This window comes from Massilia sp. GCM10023247, assembly GCF_042653325.1.
In the GTDB taxonomy this organism is placed as follows: domain Bacteria; phylum Pseudomonadota; class Gammaproteobacteria; order Burkholderiales; family Burkholderiaceae_D; genus Telluria.
The window spans coordinates 103,942-126,991 of record NZ_JBHSIB010000023.1; the positions used below are offsets into that span (position 1 = coordinate 103,942).

Here is a 23,050-nt window from a genome sequence, read left to right on the forward strand (position 1 = left end):
CTCCTATGAAAAGGAGGCATTTTCGATGTTGTCGAGCGGGCCGTTTTGACTGCCGGAACGCCGGCCGCGGATACGCTCATGTGTTGCTTATTTGTAGCTTCAGATTGATTAACGACAACCAAAACCGAAACTTGAGGGCTGTCCTGAACTATTTTTCAGGCCTGCTTCCTGCCCTTCCACCCCTTTAACGGCAGGGGTGACGAGAACTTTAGGGTTGTTTTGAAATATTTTTAAAATATTTTTTAGCGGCCCCGTTTCTGCCCTCTGTACCCTTTACGGCCGGGCCGCCGGGAACTTTAGGCTTGTTGGCAAAAAAACTTAAAAAAGTTCAAACCGGGCCGGTGCGGCCTGCGAAAATAACAAAACGTCATCGCTTGGTGGCTTGCGCCGGTCTTTTCTTGCTACACTGCCGCCCCATCAGGCCCTGCCGCCTCCATTGGATACGCCACCTATGAACGCTTCCACGATCACCCGCGCCGATTGCCTCGCACGCGATGCGCAAGACCCGCTCGCGCCCTTGCGCGAGCGCTTCGACCTGCCGCAAGGCCTCATCTACCTGGACGGCAATTCGCTTGGCGCCCGCCCGCGCGCGGCGCTGGCCCGCGCCCATGAGGTGGTAGCGCGCGAATGGGGCCAGGACCTGATCCGCAGCTGGAACACGGCCGGCTGGTTCGACATGCCGAAACGCCTGGGCGACCGCCTGGCGCCCCTGATCGGCGCGGGCAGCGGCGAGGTCGCCGTCACCGACACCACCTCGCTGAACCTGTTCAAGGCGCTCGCTGCCGCCCTGCGCATCCAGGCCGAGGGGCCGAATGCGGCGCGGCGCACGATCGTCACCGAACGCAGCAACTTCCCGACCGATATCTATATGGCCGAAGGCCTCACCAGCTGGCTCGAGCGCGGCTACCGCGTGCGCCTGGTCGATTCGATCGAGGAACTGCCGGCCGCGGTCGACGCCGACTGCGCCGTCCTGATGCTCACCCACGTCAACTACCGCACCGGCTACCAGCACGACATGGCGGCGCTGACCCGCCACGCGCACCAGAACGGCGCGCTGGTGGTCTGGGACCTGGCCCATTCGGCCGGCGCGGTGCCGGTCGACCTGCGCGGCGCCGAAGCCGACTTCGCGGTCGGCTGCACCTATAAATACCTGAACGCCGGCCCCGGCGCCCCCGCCTTCATCTGGGTGCCGCAGCGCCACCAGGCCCAGTTCGCCCATCCGCTGACCGGCTGGTGGGGCCATGCGCAACCGTTCGCGATGGCGCACGGGTTTGCGCCTGTTGAGGGGATCGGCCGCGCCCTGTGCGGCACCCAGCCGGTCGTGTCGCTGGCGCTGGTCGAATGCGGCCTCGAGATCTTCGAGGAGACCGGCATGGAGGCGATCCGCGCCAAGTCCCTCGCCTTGACCGACCTCTTCATCGAGCTGGTCGAAACCACCTGCGCCGCCCACCCGCTCGGCCTGGTCACGCCGCGCGAGCATGCGCGGCGCGGCAGCCAGGTCAGCTTCACCCATCCGCACGGTTATGCGGTGATGGCGGCCCTGATCGCGCGCGGCGTGATCGGCGACTACCGCGAGCCGGAGATCATGCGCTTCGGCTTCACCCCGCTCTACACCCGCTTTGCGGACGTGTTCGATGCGGTCGCGATCCTGCGCGACATCCTGGAGCGCGAAGACTACGATGTCGCTGCCGCGCGCAGCAACGTGACCTGAGGCCGCCATGAGCGACAAGCACGACAAGCCGGCCGAATGGCACGGCGCCAAAATGGACTTCAAGGAGTCGATGAGCTACGGCGACTACCTGGGCCTGGGCCAGATCCTGTCGGCCCAGCATCCGCTGTCGCCGAACCACAACGAGATGCTGTTCATCATCCAGCACCAGACCAGCGAACTGTGGGTCAAGCTGATGCTGCACGAGCTGGCCGCGGTGCGCGTGCAGCTGCGCGCCGGCGAACTCGATCCGGCCTTCAAGATGCTGGCGCGGGTGGCCCGCATCATGGACCAGCTGGTGCATGCCTGGGATGTGCTGGCGACCATGACGCCGTCCGAGTACACGGCGATCCGGCCCTATCTCGGCGCTTCTTCCGGCTTCCAGTCGCACCAGTACCGCGAGCTCGAATTCATCCTCGGGAACAAGAACGCGGCGCTGCTGGCGGTGCACGAAAAGAACCCGCCGGCGCACGCCATCCTCGAGCGCGAACTGCACACGCCCTCGGTCTACGACGAGGCGATTGCCCTGCTGGCGCGCAGCGGCTTCACGATCGCGCCCGAGCGCCTGGCACGCAACGCCACCCTGCCGACCGAGGCCGACGAATCGGTCAAGGCGGCCTGGCTCGCCGTCTACCAGGCGCCCGACCGGCATTGGGGCCTGTACGAACTGGCCGAAAAGCTGGTCGACCTGGAGACCGCCTTCCGCTTCTGGCGCTTCCGCCACGTCACCACGGTCGAGCGCATCATCGGCTTCAAGACGGGCACCGGCGGCACCGCCGGCGTGAGCTACCTGCGCAAGATGCTCGACGTGGTGTTGTTTCCCGAACTGTTCGCGCTGCGTACCGCCCTCTAATCCACGTAGAATAGGCCCGACAACGTCAGGAGGCTCCATGGATGGCGACGTACTGATTCTTCCGGGCCTGTGGAATTCGGGCCCGCAGCACTGGCAGTCGCTGTGGCATGCCCGCCATCCCGCATGGCGGCGCCTCGAGCACCGCGACTGGAACGACCCGGCGCGCGCCGAATGGGTCGCCGAGCTCGACGCCGCCATCGCCGCCTGCGACGGCGCGCCGGTGCTGGTCGCGCACAGCCTGGGCTGCATCCTGGCCGCGCACTGGGCCGCATCCAACTCGCCGCTGCGCGTGGCCGGCGCCTTCCTGGTCGCGCCGAGCGACGTCGAGGCCGGGTCCTACCCGATCGAGGCCAACGGCTTCGCCCCGGTCCCGATGGCCCGCCTGCCCTTCCCCAGCATGGTTCTGGCCAGCACCAATGACCCCTTCGTCACGCGCGAGCGCGCACTGGCCTTTGCCACCGCCTGGGGCAGCAGCCATGTCGAGATCGGCGACGCCGACCACGTGAATGCCGATGCCGGCTACGGCGACTGGCCGGAAGGCGAGCGGATGCTGCGCGACTTCTGCGCGCAGCTGCGCCCGGCGCGCTGACCATCGGTCCCTGCAGCGTGCCCATGGCCGCCCCTGCCCCGGCCCCTGCGGCCACAGGCGCCGCCTTGACGCCGCCCGCCGCGCCCCTCGCGCGCCCGTTGTCGCTCTACCTCGACTGCTGCCGCTTCCTTGCGGCCGTGCTGGTGGTGGCCAGCCACCTCGGCCCGTACGGCATCATCGGCGCGCAGCGCGACGCCTGGCTGCTCGACCTCGGCCGCGAATCGGTGGTGGTGTTCTTCGTGCTGTCCGGTTTCGTGATCGCCCATACCACCCGCCACAAGAACACCGACTTGCGCGGCTATTGCCTGGCGCGCTGCACCCGCATCTACTCGGTGGCCCTGCCGCTGCTGGTGCTGGCCTTCGCGCTGGCGGCGGCGCTGGCTGCGGCCGGGCTCGCGCCCGGCAAGCAGTTCTACCAGCTCGCCAAGCCCTGGCTCTACCTGCCGCTGCACCTGCTCTTCATGGGCGAGCTGTGGACGATCTCCGAGCCGCCGCCGCTGCTGGCGCCCTGGTGGTCGCTCGGCTACGAGGTCTGGTACTACGTGCTGTTCGGCGCCCTGTACTACCTGCGCGGACGGCGCCGCATCGTCGCCGGCGCTTCCCTGCTGCTCCTCATGGGGCCGAAACTGTGGCTGCTGCTGCCGGTATGGGCGGCCGGGGTGCTGGTCTACCGCTGGCAGCAGGGGCTGGTTTTCAACCGCCCGCTGGCCCTGCTCGGATGGGGCGCGAGCCTGGGGCTGCTGGTGCTGTTCAAGGAGACGGGGACCGACGACGCGCTGCGCGCGCTGGCCCGCGACATCTGGCCCTTCCCCGGCCTGCCGCTGAAAAGCGCGGACCGCTTCCTGGCCGACTATGTCGTCTGCCTGCTGGTGGCGGCCAACTTCCTGTGCGCGAAAAGCGCGGGCTTTTCCAGCCTGCTGCGCATCGAGCGCCCGGTGCGCGGGCTGGCTTCCTACACCTTTACGCTCTACCTGGTGCATGTGCTGGTGATGCGCCTGTGGCTGGTGCTGTACCCGCACGACCCGGGCAGCGCCGTCGACCTGGCCCTGCTGCTGGCGGCCATTGCGGCCGTCACCTGGCTGGTGGGACAGGTGACCGAGCAGCGCAAGTGGTGGTTCGGGAGGCAGTTCGAGCGGCTGGCGGCCGCGTGGTGGCCGCGCCAGGTCCGCCGGACGTAAAAAAACCGGGCCATCGGCCCGGCTTTCATGTGAGGCAGACGCTTACTTGGCGGTCGCCAGCAGCATCTCGTTGAGGCGCTTCACGAAGCTCGCCGGATCGGTCAGGCTGCCGCCTTCGGCCAGCATCGCCTGGTCGAACAGGATGTGCGACCAGTCGGCGAAGCGGGTGCCGCTCGCGTCTTCGTACTTCAGGCGCGTCACCAGCGGGTGGTTCGGGTTGATCTCGAGGATGGGCTTCGAGTCCGGCGCGTTCTGGCCCGCGGCTTTCAGCATGCGCACCAGGTTGGCCGACAGCTCGTGCTCGTCCGCGACCAGGCAGGCCGGCGAGTCGGTCAGGCGGAAGGTCACGCGCACGTCCTTGGCCTTGTCAAGCAGCGCGGTCTTCATCTGCTCGACCAGCTCCTTGTACTGGGTCTCGGTCTCTTCGTGTTCCTTCTTCTCGGCCTCGTCTTCCAGCTTGCCGAGATCGAGGCCGCCCTTGGCGACCGAAGCCAGTTCCTTGCCTTCGAATTCGGTCAGGAAGGACAGCATCCACTCGTCGACACGGTCGGTCATGAGCAGCACTTCGACGCCCTTCTTGCGGAAGATTTCCAGGTGCGGGCTGTTCTTGGCGGCGTTGTAGCTGTCGGCGGCGACATAATAAATCTTGTCCTGGCCTTCCTTCATGCGGGCGACGTAGTCGGCCAGCGAGACGGTCTGCTCGTCGCCTTCGTTGGCGGTGGAAGCGAAGCGCAGCAGCTTGGCGATGCGGTCCTTGTTGGCCGCGTCCTCGCCGATGCCCTCTTTCAGCACCTGGCCGAATTCCTTCCAGAAGGTCGCGTACTTGTCCTTGCCTTCCTGCTCCTCGGCGTTCGCCATTTCCTCGAGCATGCCCAGCACGCGCTTGGTCGAGCCTTCGCGGATCACGCGCACGTCGCGCGACTCCTGCAGGATTTCGCGCGAGACGTTCAGCGGCAGGTCGGCCGAGTCGATCACGCCCTTCACGAAGCGCAGGTAGGTCGGCATCAGCTGCTCGGCGTCGTCCATGATGAAGACGCGCTTGACGTACAGCTTGATCCCGCCGCGCTTGTTGCGGTCCCACAGGTCGAACGGGGCGTGGCTCGGCACGTACAGCAGCTGGGTGTATTCGCTGCGGCCTTCGACCCGGTTGTGGGTGTAGGCGAGCGGCTCCTGGAAGTCGTGCGAGACGTGCTTGTAGAACTCGTCGTACTGCTCTTTCGTGACCTCGTTGCGGGGGCGTGCCCACAGCGCGCTGGCCTGGTTGATGGTCTCGAACTCGTCCTTCAGCACGGTCTGCTTCTTTTCTTCGTCCCACTCTTCCTTCTGCATCACGATCGGCAGCGAGATGTGGTCGGAGTACTTGCGGATGATCGATTTCAGCTTCCAGGACGACAGCAGCTCTTCCTCGCCGGCGCGCAGGTGCAGGATGACGTCGGTGCCGCGGCTCGCCTTCTCGATGGTCTCGATGCTGTAGTCGCCCTCGCCGCTCGATTCCCAGCGCACGCCGTCGGAAAGGAAGGCGCCGGCGCGGCGGGTATTGACGATGATCCGGTCGGCGACGATGAAGCCCGAATAGAAGCCGACGCCGAACTGGCCGATCAGGGCCGCGTCGGCCTGCTGGTCGCCGGAGAGCTTGCTGAAGAATTCCTTGGTGCCCGACTTGGCGATGGTGCCGAGGTGGGAAATGACCTCCTCGCGGCTCATGCCGATGCCGTTGTCGGAAATCGTGATGGTGCGCGCGTCCTTGTCGAAGGTGACGCGGATCTTCAGCTCGTGGTCGTTACCGTAGAGGGCGTCGTTGTTGATCGCCTCGAAGCGCAGCTTGTCGGCCGCGTCGGACGCGTTCGAGATCAGTTCGCGCAGGAAGATCTCCTTGTTAGAATACAAGGAGTGAATCATCAGTTGCAGCAGCTGTTTTACTTCAGCTTGAAAGCCAAGGGTTTCTTTTTCGGCGACAGCCATGTTGTTCCTCGTGGTGATACGGGTTGACGATAAGAGTTGTGCGGACTGCAGCAATATTGGGTGGGTGTGCTGCTTTTCAAGAGGTCTGTTATACAAGGAATCTTACGAAAACCGCAACACCCTTGCCACGGCCATCGGGCTAGACCTTGTTCGCCGGCAGCGCCGCGGGCGCCGGCACGGCCAGCAGGCGGCGCGCCGCCAGGTGCACGGCCAGCGCGCAGCCCAGCGCCAGCGCGAAGGCCGAGCCGACTGCGCCTTCGCGCAGCTGCGCGGCAAGCACGACGCAAAAGACGGAGAACCCGACATACCCCGTCACCATGCCGCGCAACAGGGCGACCGCGTCGGCGCGGCCGCGGCCGGCATGGGCGAATCCGACCAGTACCGTGCCCATGACGGGGAACATCGCGAAGAAGCCGGACAGGCGCGCGCCGAGCCGGGCCGCGGCGGTGCTGACGGCAAGCACCAGCACGGCGCCGGCGAGCATGCGCCACGGCAGGTCGCTGCGGTGCGCGCCTGTCGCTGCCGGGGCCTGCGCTGGTGCCTGCGCTGGTGCCTGCGCTGGTACCTGAGGCACTGCCGGAAACAGCCTGGCCGCCACCAGCAGCGCGCACCAGACCAGGATGGCAGCCCCCGCCAGCGGCAAGGGCAGCGAGCGCAGGGCTGCCACGGCCGCGCCCCATGCCAGCAGCGCCAGCGCCATCGACCCGGCCACCTTGCACCACCCCGAGGCCCAGGCATACACGACGCTGAACACGAGGATCGCCACCACCGCCAGCAGCGTGCCCTCGGCCGCGCTCGCCGCAAAACCCGCGCCCTGTTCGATGGTCAGCACGAACAGGATCGGACCGGCGACGATCGGAAAGGCGGACAGCCAGCCGGCCACGCCCGGACCCCAGCGGCGCCCTGCCAGGGTCACCAGCCAGATCAACAGGGGCACGAGCAACAGCTTGAGTGCGAGCACGGCATTCATCGGTGGGCCTCACGGCAAGCCGCAGCGCGGCGATCCTGAATGATACCATGAGGAAATAATAAAGCGACAACACCAAAGCGCGCCGGCCGAGGACGCGCTGTGATAATTGATGAGAAATTAAGCATGAAAATAAGCATGAAAACGGCCTATACTCAGCGACAATTCTCATGAATTGACCCACATCACATGACTGCTTCCCCACGCGGCCCCGCAATGACGCCGCCGCTGCCATTCGACGGCGCCCGCGCTTTCCCGCGCGTCCATGCCGCGGCGGCGCGCCGGGTCGCCGGCTGGCTTGCGCAGGGCGAGAGTCATGCGCCAATCGGCGCTTTCGCCGTGAGCGTCGGCGTCGAAACGCTGCAGCTACCCGAGCGGGTCTACTATCAACCGGCACGCTTGACGACAGCTACCCATGCCGGCGGTCTCGACGGCCTGCTCGCCCTCTGCCTCGGCAGCCGCCACCACGACGGCTTCGTGCGCGAAGCCTGCCTGCGCCGCCTGCTCGAGGCGCCCGAGCCATGGGTCATTCCCTTTGTCGTCCGGCTGGCGGGCGAATACGTGGTCGAGATCGTGCAGGCGATCGAAGACGCGCTCCCGGCGCTCGACCCGCTCTCCTACGGGCGTTTCTTCCTCGACAACCCGCGCTTCCTGGACACCACCGGGCGCCGCGTGACCAGTTATTACTACGCCTACCACGCGGCGGGCTACCTCCGGCGCGGGGACGAACCCGGCTCGCGGGTGTTGGCCGCGTTCAGGCGCATGCGCGACGCGGCCGGCGCTGCGCCGGGCTAGCGCGACGGTTGCCGCGCGCCGGTGTCCATCCGGGCTTTCAAGTCGTACAATACCGGCTTCATCCACCGCAACCGGAAATGCCATGTCCGTCTACGACAAACTCAAAGAACTCAACATCACCCTGCAACCAGCCGCCGCCCCGGCCGCCGCCTACGTCATGTACGTCCAGACCGGCAACCTGGTCTTCGTCTCCGGCCACATCGCGAAGAACGCGGACGGCTCGGTCAACGCCGGCCAGCTGGGCAAGGACAAGACCACTGCCGACGGCCAGGCCGCTGCGCGCGCGATCGCGATCGACCTGATGGGCACGCTGCAGGACGCCTGCGGCGGCGACCTGAACCGCGTCAAGCGCATCGTCAAGCTGATGAGCCTGGTGAACTCGACCCCGGACTTCACCGAGCAGCACCTGGTCACCAACGGCGCCTCCGAACTGTTCGGCGAAGTCTTCGGCGACGCCGGCAAGCACGCACGCTCGGCCTTCGGCGTGGCGCAGATCCCGCGCGGCGCCTGCGTCGAGATCGAAATGATCGTCGAAGTGGCGTAAACGAGCCAGGCAATTCACGGGCCGGGCTACCCGCCCGGCCCTTCGCGGGCGGCTTACCGGCACGCCCATCGTGGCCTCAGCGGCCGGCGGCACTTATCAGTGAGACCAGCATGACCATCGAACAATCCCGTCCCTTCCCGTGGCAGTTTTCCGAACGCGCGCAGGGCCTGCAAAGCTCGTTCATCCGCGAAATCCTGAAGATCACCCAGCGTCCCGAGATCATCTCGTTCGCCGGCGGCCTGCCCTCGCCCGCGACCTTCCCGGTCGAGCGCATGAAGGCGGCCTACGACAAGGTGCTCTCGGAGACCGGCAAGGTGGCCCTGCAATACGGCCCGACCGACGGCTACGCCCCGCTGCGCGAATGGATCGCGAACTCCCTGTCGACCGAAGGCGCGAAGATCCTGCCGGAGCAGATCCTGATGGTGTCGGGTTCGCAGCAGGCGCTCGACCTGATCGGCAAGGTGCTGATCGACGAAGGCAGCCGGGTGCTGGTCGAAACCCCGAGCTACCTGGGCGCGCTGCAAGCCTTCTCGGTGTACCGCCCGGAATTCGCCTCGGTCGCCACCGACGACGACGGCCTGGTGCCGTCTTCGATCGCCGCCGTGGCCTCGGTCGCCAACCGCGCGCGCCTGCTCTATTCGCTGCCGAACTTCCAGAACCCGACCGGGCGCTCGCTGTCCCTGGCCCGCCGGCGCGAACTGGTCGACACCTGCGCCTCGCTCGGCCTGCCGCTGATCGAGGACGATCCCTACGGATCGCTGTCGTACTCGGGCGAGCCGATGCCGAAGATGGTGGCGATGAACCCGGAAGGCGTCATCTACATGGGCTCGTTCTCGAAAGTGCTCACGCCCGGCATCCGCCTCGGCTACGTGTGCGCGCCGCTGCCGCTGGTGCGCCGCCTGGAACTGGCCAAGCAGGCGGCCGACCTCCACACCGCCCAGCTGACCCAGATGGTGGTGCACGAAGTGGTGAAGGACGGCTTCCTCGACGAGCATATCCCGACCATCCGCACGCTCTACGGCAACCAGTGCCGGGCGATGCTCGACGCGATGGCCGAGCACTTCCCGGCGCAAGTGAGCTGGACCAAGCCGGATGGCGGCATGTTCATCTGGGTCACGCTGCCGAAGTCGATCGACGCCATGAAGCTGCTCGACCAGGCCATCGCCGCGCGCGTCGCCTTCGTGCCGGGCGCGCCGTTCTACGCCACCGACGCCGAAACCAACACGCTGCGCCTGTCCTTCGTGACGGTGCCGCCGGAGCGCATCCGCGAAGGCATCGCCATCCTCGGCAAGCTGATCGCCGCCCAGCTGTAAGCGGCGGCCGGGCCGTGCTCGCCACGGCCGATGCGGGCCGGACGCTCGGTCATGCAAGGTGCATGGCGTACCGGCGGTTACCTGTTTCCGCCTGCTTTGCGGTTGCAGCGCAACAACAAGAACATACTAGCTATCAAGCAACAAAAGTTACCGTAAGCATCGACATCGGGTTATGATTTTGAACGAAATCAATCCCGTGCCGCGACGCCACCGATGTCCACTTTAACCCCCGCACCTGCCATGCGCCAGGCCGCCGTCCTGATCGTCGACGACGCCCCCGCGCACCTGGGCGCCTTGCGCGCCATGCTGCTCGGGCAGGGCTACCAGACCTTCGTCGCCAACAGCGGCGAACGTGCGCTCGACATCGCCCGGCGCGCCCTGCCCGACCTGATCCTGCTCGACATCGTCCTGCCCGGCATGGACGGCATGGAGGTGTGCCGCCGCCTGAAGGCGCACCCGGCCACCAGCAATATCCCCGTGATCTTCATGAGCGCCCGCGCCGACACCGACGACATCGTCGCCGCCTTCGACATCGGCGCGGCCGACTACATGGCCAAGCCGCTGCGCCTGGCCGAGGTGTGCGCGCGGGCGCGCGTCCAGCTGCAGTTCCGCCGCACCGTGCTGTCGCAACAGCAGCAGAGCGAACGCCTGCGCCTGATCGTCGACAGCATGGACGAAGGACTGATGATGATCGAGCCAAGCGGGCGCATCCAGTACGCCAACCCGGCCTGCGAGCGCTACCTCGGCTACGCGCAGGGAGAACTGGCCGGCCGCGCGCTCGACGACCTGCTGGCGCCGCCGGTGGCGCAGGAGTACCTGGAATTTTTCAGGCAGAGCCTGGTCCGGCCGCCCCCCCAGGGCTGGCGCGGCGCGCGCGAGCTGCTGATCCGCCAGCGCGACGGCATCCTGCGCGCAATGGACTTCACGCTCACGCCGATGGGAGAAGAGCAGCCCCTGTTCATCGCCCTGCTGCACGACATCACGCACCACAAGCAGTCGGAAAACGCGCTGCAGCGCGTGGCCCTGCTCGACCCGCTGACCAAGATCGCCAACCGGCGCCACTTCGACACCTTCCTGGAAAAGGAATGGCAGCGCGCGATCCGCTCGAGCCAGCCGCTGTCGCTGATCGTGCTCGACGTCGACCACTTCAAGTACTACAACGACAGCCTCGGCCACGTGGCCGGCGACGCCTGCCTGCAGCAGGTCGCGATGGCGCTGCAGTCGCACGCGCTGCGCGCGACCGACCTGGCCGCGCGCTTCGGCGGCGAAGAGTTCGTCCTGCTGTTCGGCGAAACCGGGCACGCCGCGGCCTGCGCCATCGGCGAAGCGATCCGCGCCCACATCGAGTCGCTCAACATCCCCAACCCGCGCTCGCCCATTTCGCCCTGGGTCACCGCGAGCCTGGGCGTGTCGACCATCGTGCCGACCCAGCTCGACGACATCAAGGAGTTCTTCGTCTCCGCCGACCGCGCCATGTACGCGGTCAAGGAGGCCGGCCGCAACGGCGTGCGCGCGGTGCAGACCGGCGCCACGCTGGAACTGATCCAGGCCGCGCTGCAGTCCTGAGGCGGTTCGGACACCGGCGCCGCGCGCATCGCCGGTTCAGGATTCATCGGTCGTGCTTGGGCGGGTTGCCGGCGGCACGCGCCAGCGAGCGTTTGAGGTCGTCGGCCGCGGGCACGATCGCCAGCAGGCACAGCAAGGCGGACAGGGGCAGTGTCGCCAGGTAGCCGACATGGCGAAAACCGGCCGCGCCGGCGACCCCGCCCGCGACGAAGCTGGCCAGCAGCGCGGCAAGCAGGCGCAGGCGCTTGCGGTTGGCGCGGACCGGCGGCAGGTCGCCGTCCGCATTCCAGTACAGCAGCCTGCCGAGCTCGATGCCGATGTCGGTGACGATGCCCGTCATGTGGGTGGTGCGGATCTCGGCCTGCGAGAGCTTGGTCACGACGGCGTTCTGCAGCCCCATCACGTAACAGAGCAGCATCACCGTGACCGGCACGGCCATCGGGCCGTGCGCGGACAGCCGGGTTCCGAGCACGCCGAAGGCCAGCAGCAACAGCGCCTCGACCAGCAGCGGCAGCGCATACTCGCTGTAGAGCCCCCGGCGGCGCGCGAAGTTGACCATCAGCGCGGTGCTGGCCGCCCCCAGCGCAAAGGCCACGACCGCGCCGAGCGCCGCGGCGACCAGCGCATCCCTGCCCAGCACCAGGTTGTCGGCGATCGAGGACACCATGCCCGTCACGTGCGAGGTGTACTGGCCGATGGCGAGGAAGCCGCCGGCATTCACGGCGCCCGCGACGAAGGCCAGCGTCAGCCCGAGCTGGCGGTTGGCCGGCGCCGAGCGTTCGGCACCGGTGAGGCGGCGCATGTAGTTGATCGGCACAGGAATCCGGCGAGCTGGTTTGATAAGCAATCTTACTGCAAGTCCACATCAAGAGTACTGCGGCGCCCCGCGCTTCACGGCGCTATAATCAAAAGTTCTATTTCCCGAACATATACTCATAGCACTCATAGCGATTACGGTCCCGTCGTGAATCCACACCTCGAAAAACTCCACCCCTACCCATTCGAAAAGCTGCGCGAGCTGTTTGCCGGCGTCACGCCCAAGGCCGGCCTTGCCCCGATCAGCCTCGGCATCGGCGAACCGAAGCACCCGACCCCGCCCTTCATCGAACGCGCCCTGACGCATGCCGTGGCAGGCCTGTCGAGCTACCCGAGCACCATCGGCAGCGAGCCGCTGCGCGCGGCGATCGGGGCCTGGCTGGAGCGCCGCTACGGCATTCCGGCGGTCGATCCGGCCACCATGGTGCTGCCGGTGAACGGCTCGCGCGAAGCCCTGTTCGCCATCGCCCACGCCGTGATCGACGCCAGCCGCCCGGATCCGCTGGTGCTGTGCCCGAATCCCTTCTACCAGATCTACGAAGGCGCTGCCTACCTTGCCGGCGCGGCGCCGTATTTCGTCAACTCCGACCCGGCGCGCAACTTCGCCTGCGATTACGGCTCGGTGCCCGACGAGGCGTGGAAGCGGGTGCAGCTCCTCTACGTCTGCTCGCCCGGCAATCCGACCGGTGCCGTCCTCGCGCTGGACGACTGGCGCGAGCTGTTCGCGCTGGCGGACCGCCACGATTTCGTGATCGCCGCCGACGAATGCTATTCCGAGATCTACACCACCTCGATGCCGCCGCTCGGCGCGCTGGAGGCGGCGCACCAGCTCGGGCGCAGCACGGGCAGCCGCCCCTATTCCAGGCTGGTCGTGTTTTCCAGCCTGTCGAAGCGCTCGAACGTGCCGGGCATGCGCTCGGGCTTCGTCGCGGGCGACCCGCAGGTGCTCAAGAAATTCCTGCTGTACCGCACCTATTCCGGCGGCGCCATGTCGCCGGTCGTGCAGGCCGCCTCGATCGCGGCCTGGGGCGACGAAACCCACGTGCAGGACAACCGCACGCTGTACCGCGAAAAGTTCAAGCTGATCACGCCGCTGCTGCGCGAGGTGATGGACGTCGACCTGCCCGACGCCGGCTTCTACCTGTGGGCCGACGTGCGCCGCACCGGGCTGTCCGACACCGAGTTCGCACGCCGGCTGTACGCCGAATATAATGTGACGGTTTTGCCCGGCTCCTATCTCGCGCGCGACGCGCACGGGACCAATCCGGGCCGCAACCGCATCCGCATGGCGCTGGTGGCAGGCGTCGACGAGGGGCTGGAAGCAGCCACCCGCATCGTGCAATTCTGCCAGTCGCTCGGTACCAAGCACACCGCTTCCTGAAAACGAGATCATCATGACCCAACAACTCCAGAACATCATCGACACCGCCTGGGAACAGCGCGCCGACTTCAGCCCATCGAACGCCAGCGCCGAAGTGCGCGACGCGGTCGCCCACGTCCTGGCCGGCCTCGACGCCGGCACCCTGCGCGTGGCCCAGAAGGAAGGCGCCGACTGGATCGTCAACCAGTGGATCAAGAAGGCCGTGCTGCTGTCGTTCCGCCTCGAGAACAACGTCCCGGTCGAAGGCGGGGGCATGCAGTTCTACGACAAGGTCCCGACCAAGTTCGTGGACTACACGGCCGAAGACTTCGCCAAGGGGGGCTTTCGCGTGGTGCCGCCGGCGGTCGCCCGCCGCGGCTCCTTCATCGGCAAGAACGTGGTGCTGATGCCGTCGTACGTGAACATCGGCGCCTACGTCGACGAAGGCGCCATGGTCGACACCTGGGCCACGGTCGGCTCCTGCGCCCAGATCGGCAAGAACGTCCACCTGTCGGGCGGCGTCGGCATCGGCGGCGTGCTCGAACCGATGCAGGCCAATCCGACCATCATCGAAGACAACTGCTTCATCGGCGCGCGCTCGGAAATCGTCGAAGGCGTGATCGTCGAAGAGAACTCGGTGATCTCGATGGGCGTCTACATCGGCCAGTCGACCAAGATCTACAACCGCGAAACCGGCGAAGTCAGCTACGGCCGCGTGCCGGCCGGCTCGGTCGTCGTGTCGGGCAGCCTGCCGTCGGAAGACGGCAAGTACAGCCTGTACTGCGCAGTGATCGTCAAGCAGGTCGATGCCAAGACGCGCGCCAAGACCGGCATCAACGAGCTGCTGCGCGGGATTTGATTTTCCGTCGGGCCGATCGCGCGATGATCGGACCTGTAGGGTGGACGGCTCTGCCGTCCACGCGTTCAACGAACACCTGAATGACCGTACCACCCCGGGAGACACCGCCTATGGCCATGGACCGCCTGTTCCAGCTGATGAAAGAAAAAAACGCGTCGGACATGTTCTTCGCGGTCAATTCTCCCGTCCACATCAAGATCAACGGCAACCTGATCCCGATCAACCAGCACCGGCTCGACCCCGACAACATCGCCTCGCTGCTGCAGGAGGTCGCCTCGCCCGAACAGCTGGCCGAACTCGCGCGCGAGAACGAACTGAACATGGGCATTTCGGTGCCGAACCTCGGCCGCTTCCGCCTGTCGGCCTTCCGCCAGCGCGGCAGCGTGTCGGCCGTGTTCCGCTTCGTGCCGGCGACCATCCCGCCGCTGGGCGAACTCGGCCTGCCGCCCGTGCTGTCCGAACTGATCATGGAAAAGCGCGGCCTGCTGCTGGTGGTCGGCGCCACCGGCTCGGGCAAGTCGACCACGATCGCCTCGATGCTCGACTACCGCAACGAGCACCGCACCGGCCACATCCTGACGCTGGAAGACCCGATCGAATACCTGTTCAAGAACAAGAAATCGATCGTCAACCAGCGCGAGATCGGCAGCGATGCGCCGCATTTCGACGTCGCCCTGCGCAATTCCCTGCGCCAGGCGCCGGACGTGATCCTGATCGGCGAAATCCGCGACCAGGCCACCATGGGCGCGGCACTGGCCTACGCCCAGTCCGGCCACCTGGTGGTCGCCACCCTGCACGCGAACAACAGCTACAACGCCCTGAACCGCATCATCGGCTTCTACCCGGTCGAGAGCCGCTCCGCCCTGCTCCAGGACCTGGCCTCGGCCACCCGCGCCATCGTCTCGCAGCGCCTGGTGAAAGCCGCGGCCGGCGGCACGCGCCAGCCGGCGGTCGAGATCATGTTGAATACCCGCTACATCGCCGACCTGATCGAAAAAGGCGAGCTGTCCGGCATCAAGGAAGCGATGGACAAGAGCCTGTCGCCGGGATCCCAATCCTTCGAGGCGGCGCTGCTGCAACTGGTGCAAGCGGGCCTGGTGACGCAGGAGGAAGCGCTGGCGAATGCGGACTCGGCGACCAATTTGCTCTGGCTGCTCAACAACGGGTCGGCGCAAGAGCTTGAAAACAAGCAGCATAAAACGGACGAGCCGGCGACGACGTTTACCGAGTTCACCTTGAATACCTGATCAGGCCGAGCGTTGACGTTAACGGGGCTGTTGCCTGCCCTGTTCCCGGCTCGCTTGATCCGCGTGGGCTCGAGAGCCCACCCTACGCAATACGGTAGCGACTGGCGGTTGACGAAACCCGCGGCCTTGTCCGTAGCGTGGGCACGCGTGCCCACGCGGACGATGCATGCCCATGGCAGCGACGGCAACAGCCCCGATATCCCCCTGTGCTATCCTTCGCCTCTTCCCGAACGATTCCATCACGGCAGCCTGGCGTTGCCTTGCATCATTTACGTCCATGACCAAGACCCTCTACGGCATCCCCAACTGCGACACCGTCAAGAAAGCCCGCACCTGGCTGGCCGAGCACGGCATCGCGTTCACCTTCCACGACTTCAAAAAGCAGGGCCTGGACCGCGAGACGGCCGCGCGCTGGCTCGAGCAATGCGACTGGGAAACCCTGGTCAACCGCAAGGGCATGACCTGGCGCAATTTGCCCGACGAGCGCAAGGCGGCGGTCAAGGACAAGGCCAGCGCCCTCGAGCTGATGCTGGAACACACCTCCGTCATCAAGCGCCCGGTGCTGGAAGGCGCCGGGCCGCTGTCGGTGGGTTTCTCCGCCGACGCGTATTCCCGCCTGTTGGCCGAGGCGGCGTGATGGTCAAGCCTTCGCGCACCCAGGACCTGGCCGCCGAGCTGATCGCGCTCGATTCCGTCACGCCCAACGACAAGGGATGCCAGCAGCGCCTGGCCGAACTGCTCGCGCCCCTGGGTTTCCGCTGCGAGACGATCGAATCGAACGGCGTGACCAACCTGTGGGCGCGCCGCGGCGTCGAAGCGCCGGTGTTCGTGTTCGCCGGCCACACCGACGTGGTGCCGACCGGTCCCGCGCAGCAGTGGGAATCGCATCCCTTCATCCCGACTGTCCGCGACGGCAAGCTGTATGGCCGCGGCGCGGCCGACATGAAGACCTCGATTGCGGCGATGGTCGTCGCCTGCGAGGAATTTGTCGCTGCCCACCCCGACCACCAGGGTTCGATCGCCTTCCTGATCACGAGCGACGAGGAAGGCCCGGCCGTCGACGGCACCGTGATCGTCTGCGAGCTGCTGGAAGAGCGCGGCGAGACGCTCGACTATTGCGTGGTCGGCGAGCCGACCTCGAACCACATCCTGGGCGACACGATCAAGAACGGGCGCCGCGGCTCGCTGTCGGGCCACCTCGTCGTCAAGGGCGTGCAGGGCCACATCGCCTACCCGCACCTGGCGCGCAACCCGATCCACCAGGCCGCGCCCGCGCTGGCCGAGCTGGCCGCCGAGGTCTGGGACGAAGGCAACGAGTATTACGCGCCGACTACCTGGCAGATGTCGAACATCCACGCCGGCACCGGCGCCAACAACGTGATCCCGGGCCAGCTGACGATCGACTTCAACTTCCGCTTCTCGACCGCCAGCACCGCCGAGGGCCTGGAAGCGCGGGTGCACGCCATCCTCGACCGCCACCTGCTCGAGTACGAACTCGAGTGGACGCTGTCGGGCCTGCCCTTCCTGACCCCGAAGGGCACGCTGTCGGAGGCGGTGTGCGGCGCGATCAGGGACGAGACCGGCGTGACGACCGAACTGTCGACCACCGGCGGCACCTCGGATGGGCGCTTCATCGCCCGCATCTGTCCCCAGGTGATAGAATTCGGCCCACCCAACGCCAGCATCCACAAGATCGACGAGCACGTCGAGCTGCGCTTCATCGACCCGCTCAAGAACATCTACCGCCGGACGCTTGCGAATTTGCTCACTTAGCCTGCTGGCGCAGCCACAACAGAAATAATAGAAATAACAAGCGAGGACACGCCATGACCACGACCACCTTCAGCACCCCGCGCGACCTGCTGCGCTATGCCGTCACCCGTTTCAACGGCGCCAAGCTGTTCTTCGGCCACGGCAGCGCCGAGGCCTTCGACGAAGCGGCCTACCTGGTCCTGCACACCCTGAAACTGCCGCTCGACCGCCTCGACCCCTTCCTCGACGCCAAACTGCTGCCGGAAGAAGTGCTGCAGGTCCTGAGCGTGATCGAACGTCGCACGGTCGAGCGCGTGCCGGCCGCCTACATCACGAACGAGGCCTGGCTCGGCACCTATGCCTTCTATGTCGACGAGCGCGTGCTGGTGCCGCGTTCCTTCATCGCCGAACTGATCCCGAACCACTTCAGCCCCTGGGTCAACGATCCGTTTGCCGTCGAGAACGTGCTCGAACTGTGCACCGGTTCCGGCTGCCTGGCGATCATGATGGCCGACGTCTTCCCGAATTCGGTGGTGGATGCGGTCGACATCTCGCAGGATGCGCTGGCCGTGGCCGAACGTAACATCCGCGACTACAAGCTCGAGGGCCGGGTCAATCCGATCGCCTCCGACCTGTACGAGAACGTGCCCTTCAAGAAGTACGACCTGATCGTCACCAATCCGCCCTACGTCAACGCCGGCTCGATGGCCAAGCTGCCGCCGGAATACCTGCGCGAGCCGCAGATCGCCCTGCATGGCGGCGAGGACGGCATGGACCTGGTGCGCAAGATCGTCGCCGGCGCCGCCGAACGCCTCACGCCGGAAGGCATCCTGGTCGTCGAGATCGGCAACGAAGCCGAGTACGCCGAAGCGGCCTTCGGCCACCTCGGCCTGACCTGGCTCACCACCAGCGCCGGCGACGACGCGGTTTTCCTGCTCACCGCCGAGCAGCTCCAAAACGCCTAAGCGCGCCTGAGCGCGCCCAAGCCCTAGATAAGAACCCGCATGATCCGCTTCCTGAACGTCAGCCTGATGCGCGGCACCAAGCCGCTCTTCGAAGGCGCCGACCTGACCCTCAATCCCGGCGACAAGATCGGCCTGATCGGCGCCAACGGCGCCGGCAAATCGAGCCTGTTCGCCATGCTGCGCGGCGAGCTGCACGCCGACGGGGGCGAGATCGACTATCCTTCCAAGTGGCGCATGGCCTACGTGGCGCAGGAAACCCCTGCGCTCGACCGCCCTGCCCTCGAATACGCGATCGACGGCGACGTCGGCCTGCGCCGCCTGCAGGCCGAGCTGGACGCGCTGGAAGCGGCGCCCCACACCGAGGAGAACGGCATCGCGATGGGCAACGTGCACGCCGCGCTGATGGACGCCGACGCCTACACGGTGCAGTCGCGCGGCGAACAGCTGCTGCTTGGCCTGGGCTTCTCGCTGGAACAGATGCAGCAGCCGGTATCGAGCTTCTCGGGCGGCTGGCGCATGCGCCTGAACCTGGCGCAGGCGCTGATGTGCCCTTCCGACCTGCTGCTGCTCGACGAGCCGACCAACCACCTGGACCTCGATGCGATCATCTGGCTGGAAGACTGGCTGAAACGCTATGCCGGCACCCTGGTCATCATTTCGCACGACCGCGATTTCCTCGACGAGATCGTCAACGTCGTCGTCCACATCGACGAGCGCAAGCTGAAACGCTACTCCGGCAACTACTCGTCCTTCGAGCGCCAGCGGGCAGCCGCCATGGTGCTGGCCGCCAGCGCCCTGGAAAAACAGCAGCGCACCCGCGCCCACCTGGAATCCTTCATCAACCGCTTCAAGGCCCAGGCCACCAAGGCGCGCCAGGCCCAGAGCCGCATGAAGGCGCTGGCGAAGATGGAGGAACTCGCCCCGCTGCGCGCGGCCGCCGAATTCTCCTTCGAGTTCCGCGAGCCGCTCGCCGCGCCGAACCCGCTGCTGGTGATGGAAGACGTCGACGCCGGCTACCCGATCCTCGACGAACACGGCGACAAGGTCGACGCCAAGACCATCGTCAAGCGCGTGAACTTTTCGCTGCAGATCGGCCAACGGATCGGCCTGTTGGGTGTCAACGGCGCCGGCAAGTCGACGCTGATCAAGACGATTGCCGGCGAACTGGCACCCCTGCTAGGGGTCGCCACCCTCGGCAAGGGCCTGTCGATCGGCTATTTCGCCCAGCACCAGGTCGAGATGCTGCGCCATGACGAGTCGCCGCTGTGGCACCTGGCGAAGATCGCGCCGACCGTGCGCGAGCAGGAACTGCGCAACTTCCTCGGCAGCTTCAACTTCCCCGGCACCATGGTGACCAGCCCGATCGCCCCGTTCTCGGGCGGAGAAAAGGCACGCCTGGCGCTGGCCCTGATCGTCTGGCAGCGCCCCAACCTGCTGCTGCTCGACGAACCGACCAACCACCTGGACCTGGAAACGCGCGAGGCCCTGACGCTGGCGCTGGCCCAGTTCGAAGGCACGCTGGTCGTCGTCTCGCACGACCGCCACCTGCTGCGCGCCACCACCGACCAGTTCATCATCGTCGCCGACGGCCGCCTGCAACCCTTCGATGGCGACCTCGACGACTACAAGGACTGGTTGTTCCAGACCAAGCTGGGCAAGGGCAGCGAGGCGCTGCCGGGCGCCGCTGCCGCTGCCGCTGCCTCTGCCGCCAAGGCGGCGCCCGCTGCGGTCGCGGCGGCGGCGCCGGTCTCCACGGCCGACCGCAAGGAGCAGAAACGCCTGGACGCGGAAGAGCGCCAGCGCGTCGCGGCCCTGAAAAAACCGATCGAGAACCGCATCAAGCGCCTGGAAGAGCAGATGGCCAAGCTGAATGCGAAGAAGGCCGGCATCGACGCGCGCCTGCTCGATGCGAGCGTCTATGAAGCGGACAAGAAGGACGAACTGAAGGTGCTCGTCGCCGACCAGGCCTTCTGCGTGCGCGACCTGGGGACGCTGGAGAACGAATGGCTGGAGTTGCAGGAGCAGCTGGAGGGCCTGGCGGCTTGATCCTGGCTTTGCGGCTGTGCTGACAGGCGTGGAGTCGGGGACTCCACCCTACGTGCGACGTCGCTACGCCACCTGGCGCTTTCCGGTGCCGCGATCGATCGACATCAAGCGGTCGATATCGACCAGGATCAGCCGGCGCCCGTCGGCCACGCCCAGCCCCAGCAGGTAGTCGATGGCGCCGCCGCCGGTGTCGGGGATCGGCGAGATCTGTTCGGGGCGCAGCAGCACCACGTCGGTGATCCCGTCTACCACCATCCCCATCACGCAGGTCGACAGTTTGAGGATGATCACGTCGGTCATCGGCGTGGTGGCCACCGGATGCCCGTAAAAGGCGGCGCGCATGTCGACGATCGGCATGATGACGCCGCGCGAGACGGCCACGCCCTCGACGATTTCGCCGTCCGAGGCGAAGCGCTCGAGCGACTTCAGTACGCGCAACTCCTCCACCATCGCGAAATCGACTCCGTATTCGAGGCCGCCGAGCCGGAAGCTCAGGAACTCCTTGCCCGCCGGGCGCCCTGCCGCTGTGTCCTTGTGCATGATGCTCCTTTCGGTAACAGCCACCATGCTAGGCGCTCGCGCCCCCGCTCCCGTTGCGAGCGGTCAATATTTCCTGTCTACATTAATCGGGCGCCGGCATGCCCGCTCCGCTTTCCCAGCCATAGCTGCCGCAGGCGCCCGCATACAGGGGCGTGCCTTCGTTGGCGCGCAGGCGGCCCTTGAGCTCGCGCGGCGGCAGGTGGTGCAGGGCCGGCGCGTCCGGGTCGAAGGCGAGCAGCCGCACTTGCGTGTCGCCCGCCAGCTGGCCGAGAGCCAGCGTGCTCGTTGCGGCGCGCTCGCTTCGCTGCACCGCCAGCCGCGCCAGCAGCGCCTGGCCGCCGGCCATGTCCTCCGCCAGCGCCTTCCTGGCGGCCGACACCTCGCCGATCCGCTGCAGTTCCGGGGAGACTGCCTGGCCCATCTGGCGGAACTGCTGCGCCTGGGCCGGGTTCAGGACCGCCTCGCCGCTGCGCACGCGCCCCGCAATGTCGAGGTATTTGCGCAAGGCCGGCTGGGCGCACAGCTGCCCCAGCTCGTTCTGGTGGCGCGCCATCGCGGCTTCGATCTGCACCAGGCGGCCCTTGATCTCGTCGCGCGCCGCATCGATGCGGCTGCAATCGGCGCACAGCACATACACCAGCATGTCGCTGGCATGCCAGGCGCTGGTGCTGTCGATCCTGATCCGCCGGCCCGCCACCGCGCAGCCTTCGGCCTGGCCGATCGACACGTCCTCGGCGGCGATCTCGCAGTTGATGGCCTGGGCGATGCGCACCCGCTTGCCCTGGATGACGCAGTTCTCGGCGCGCGCCAGGATCACGCCGCCGTCCAGCGCCTGGACCACGGCGTTCGCGGTCACGCCATCGACCTGGATGTCGCCGCACTTGTTGTGGGCGCTGCCGCCGACCAGGTTGGCGCGCAGGCGCACCATGCCGCCGCGCGAGACGATCTCGCCGTAGACGTCGGCGTGCACGGTGATGCCGTTGCCTTCGATGACGCGCTTTTCCTGCACCTCGCCGAATTCCTCGTAGTCGCCGGTGAGCTCCAGGTTGCCGGTGGTCTTGGCGCTGACGCCGTCGCGGCTGACGATCTTGTCGCCCACCGCGATGCGGCCGCTCGCGCGGTCGACGTCGAGATAGCCGGTGCGCGTGGCGACCAGGTATTCGCCGGCGCTGGCGCGCTCGACGCAGGTGCCCTCGCCCGCGAAAAGGCTGAAATCGAGCTCGCGCGGCGCGGCCGGTTCGATGCGGATGCCGGACAGCTCGAATCCCGGTTCGCCGGCCCGCGGCGGCAGCTTTTGCAACAGGCAGGTGCCCCTTTGCACTTGCGGGAAGCGGTTCTGGAAGCGCATCAGGTCGAGCTTGCCGTTCGCGAGCTGGCGCGGCGCGTCGCTGCGGTGGATGTCGTCCGACACCTCGACCACCATCGCGTCGACACCCGGCACGGGTTCCTGGCGGCGCGCCACCACGCTGCGCCCCGCGCCCGGGTTGGCGATGCCGGCCCGCACGGCCGCCATGTCGATCCCGAAGCGGATGCCCTTGAGCCACATGTCGGCCACGAACTCGTCGGCGTCCAGGCTGGCCGGCAGCTCGCCCTCGCCATCGGCGGCGGGCAGGTAGACCGGTTCGAAACAGTATTCCGCCTGGCCGCCGGCTATCCGCACCGAGCGGTACAGGCTGCGCCGCTGCGCGTCGAAGGGAAGGATGGCGCGCGCCAGGCGCACCACGGGCTGCCCATCCGGTCCTGCGGGCAGGGCCGGACCGCAGCCGTAGATGGCCTTGATCAGGAGCGGGTAATCGAGGCCGGCCAGGTAGCTGCCCGACTGCAGGATGGCGTCGACCGCGGCCAGCACGGTGGTTCCGAGCACGGCCGGATCGGCATACACGCCGTCCGGGCGCTGTTCGATGCAATGCTCGGGACCGGCGGCAGCGAAGCGGGCGGGCGCAGCGGATGCGGCAGGGGTGGCAACCACGGTATCGGACACGTTCGCGCT

20 protein-coding genes are annotated in these 23,050 nt (G+C 66.9%); 15 read left to right on the forward strand and 5 right to left on the reverse strand.

Going from position 1 to position 23,050, the window contains the following annotated elements; genetic code table 11:
• The first annotated feature begins 451 nt into the window (after positions 1-451).
• The 4 genes from kynU to ACFPAH_RS18855 are packed head-to-tail and all read left to right on the forward strand — an operon-like array spanning position 452 to position 4,328.
• Positions 452-1,711: a kynureninase gene (gene kynU / locus ACFPAH_RS18840; protein ID WP_379748364.1), complete on the forward strand. Its 1,260-nt coding sequence runs from the start codon at positions 452-454 to the stop codon at positions 1,709-1,711.
• 7 nt (positions 1,712-1,718) lie between these two features.
• Complete coding sequence (kynA, locus tag ACFPAH_RS18845) at positions 1,719-2,561, forward strand: tryptophan 2,3-dioxygenase (RefSeq protein ID WP_379748366.1); 843 nt, start codon at positions 1,719-1,721, stop codon at positions 2,559-2,561.
• Between the two features lie 37 nt (positions 2,562-2,598).
• Positions 2,599-3,150, forward strand: coding sequence for an RBBP9/YdeN family alpha/beta hydrolase (locus ACFPAH_RS18850; protein WP_379748368.1), 552 nt, complete (start codon positions 2,599-2,601; stop codon positions 3,148-3,150).
• A 23-nt stretch (positions 3,151-3,173) separates the two neighbouring features.
• The gene (locus ACFPAH_RS18855; protein WP_379748370.1) at positions 3,174-4,328 is read left to right on the forward strand and encodes an acyltransferase family protein; all 1,155 of its coding nucleotides are present in this window, start codon (positions 3,174-3,176) and stop codon (positions 4,326-4,328) included.
• Positions 4,329-4,370: 42 nt separating this feature from the next.
• On the opposite strand, the gene htpG is transcribed toward ACFPAH_RS18855, so the two are convergent.
• A complete protein-coding gene (htpG, locus tag ACFPAH_RS18860) occupies positions 4,371-6,290 on the reverse strand; it encodes a molecular chaperone HtpG (RefSeq protein ID WP_379748373.1) in 1,920 nt (639 codons plus the stop codon).
• 139 nt (positions 6,291-6,429) lie between these two features.
• Positions 6,430-7,260, reverse strand: a complete 831-nt coding sequence (locus ACFPAH_RS18865; protein WP_379748375.1) for a hypothetical protein — start codon at positions 7,258-7,260, stop codon at positions 6,430-6,432.
• 186 nt (positions 7,261-7,446) lie between these two features.
• Here ACFPAH_RS18865 and ACFPAH_RS18870 point away from each other — a divergent pair, with 186 nt between their 5' ends.
• The 4 genes from ACFPAH_RS18870 (at position 7,447) to ACFPAH_RS18885 (ending at position 11,475) form a co-directional block, all read left to right on the forward strand.
• On the forward strand, positions 7,447-8,052 hold the full coding sequence (locus ACFPAH_RS18870; protein ID WP_379748377.1) for a hypothetical protein: 606 nt from the start codon (positions 7,447-7,449) through the stop codon (positions 8,050-8,052).
• Between the two features lie 82 nt (positions 8,053-8,134).
• Entirely contained in the window at positions 8,135-8,596 is a 462-nt protein-coding gene (locus tag ACFPAH_RS18875; protein WP_379748379.1) for a RidA family protein, read from the forward strand.
• A gap of 110 nt (positions 8,597-8,706) precedes the next feature.
• Complete coding sequence (locus ACFPAH_RS18880; protein ID WP_379748381.1) at positions 8,707-9,909, forward strand: PLP-dependent aminotransferase family protein; 1,203 nt, start codon at positions 8,707-8,709, stop codon at positions 9,907-9,909.
• Positions 9,910-10,122: 213 nt separating this feature from the next.
• Positions 10,123-11,475: a diguanylate cyclase gene (locus ACFPAH_RS18885; RefSeq protein ID WP_379748383.1), complete on the forward strand. Its 1,353-nt coding sequence runs from the start codon at positions 10,123-10,125 to the stop codon at positions 11,473-11,475.
• A gap of 43 nt (positions 11,476-11,518) precedes the next feature.
• Here the strand turns inward: ACFPAH_RS18885 and ACFPAH_RS18890 are convergent, their stop codons facing one another.
• A complete protein-coding gene (locus ACFPAH_RS18890) occupies positions 11,519-12,292 on the reverse strand; it encodes a YoaK family protein (protein WP_379748385.1) in 774 nt (257 codons plus the stop codon).
• A 147-nt stretch (positions 12,293-12,439) separates the two neighbouring features.
• Between ACFPAH_RS18890 and dapC the strand changes: the two genes are divergently transcribed.
• The 7 genes from dapC to ACFPAH_RS18925 all read left to right on the forward strand — a co-directional run bounded on the left by dapC (position 12,440) and on the right by ACFPAH_RS18925 (position 20,520).
• Positions 12,440-13,672 carry a succinyldiaminopimelate transaminase gene (gene dapC / locus ACFPAH_RS18895; RefSeq protein WP_379748388.1) on the forward strand — a complete coding sequence of 411 codons (1,233 nt, stop codon included), beginning with the start codon at positions 12,440-12,442 and terminating at the stop codon, positions 13,670-13,672.
• A gap of 13 nt (positions 13,673-13,685) precedes the next feature.
• Positions 13,686-14,510 carry a 2,3,4,5-tetrahydropyridine-2,6-dicarboxylate N-succinyltransferase gene (dapD, locus tag ACFPAH_RS18900; protein ID WP_379748390.1) on the forward strand — a complete coding sequence of 275 codons (825 nt, stop codon included), beginning with the start codon at positions 13,686-13,688 and terminating at the stop codon, positions 14,508-14,510.
• Positions 14,511-14,620: 110 nt separating this feature from the next.
• Positions 14,621-15,757 carry a PilT/PilU family type 4a pilus ATPase gene (locus tag ACFPAH_RS18905; protein WP_379748392.1) on the forward strand — a complete coding sequence of 379 codons (1,137 nt, stop codon included), beginning with the start codon at positions 14,621-14,623 and terminating at the stop codon, positions 15,755-15,757.
• A gap of 277 nt (positions 15,758-16,034) precedes the next feature.
• A complete protein-coding gene (locus ACFPAH_RS18910) occupies positions 16,035-16,394 on the forward strand; it encodes an ArsC family reductase (RefSeq protein ID WP_379748394.1) in 360 nt (119 codons plus the stop codon).
• A complete protein-coding gene (gene dapE, locus ACFPAH_RS18915; protein WP_379748396.1) occupies positions 16,394-17,530 on the forward strand; it encodes a succinyl-diaminopimelate desuccinylase in 1,137 nt (378 codons plus the stop codon). Before ACFPAH_RS18910 ends, dapE begins: the two co-directional genes overlap by 1 nt.
• A 53-nt stretch (positions 17,531-17,583) precedes the next feature.
• On the forward strand, positions 17,584-18,474 hold the full coding sequence (gene prmB, locus ACFPAH_RS18920) for a 50S ribosomal protein L3 N(5)-glutamine methyltransferase (protein ID WP_379748398.1): 891 nt from the start codon (positions 17,584-17,586) through the stop codon (positions 18,472-18,474).
• Between the two features lie 39 nt (positions 18,475-18,513).
• Complete coding sequence (locus tag ACFPAH_RS18925; RefSeq protein ID WP_379748400.1) at positions 18,514-20,520, forward strand: ATP-binding cassette domain-containing protein; 2,007 nt, start codon at positions 18,514-18,516, stop codon at positions 20,518-20,520.
• A gap of 63 nt (positions 20,521-20,583) precedes the next feature.
• Here the strand turns inward: ACFPAH_RS18925 and ACFPAH_RS18930 are convergent, their stop codons facing one another.
• Positions 20,584-21,060, reverse strand: coding sequence for a chemotaxis protein CheW (locus ACFPAH_RS18930; RefSeq protein ID WP_379748403.1), 477 nt, complete (start codon positions 21,058-21,060; stop codon positions 20,584-20,586).
• Between the two features lie 82 nt (positions 21,061-21,142).
• Positions 21,143-23,041: a flagellar assembly protein A gene (locus tag ACFPAH_RS18935; protein WP_379748405.1), complete on the reverse strand. Its 1,899-nt coding sequence runs from the start codon at positions 23,039-23,041 to the stop codon at positions 21,143-21,145.
• Between the last annotated feature and the right edge of the window lie 9 nt (positions 23,042-23,050).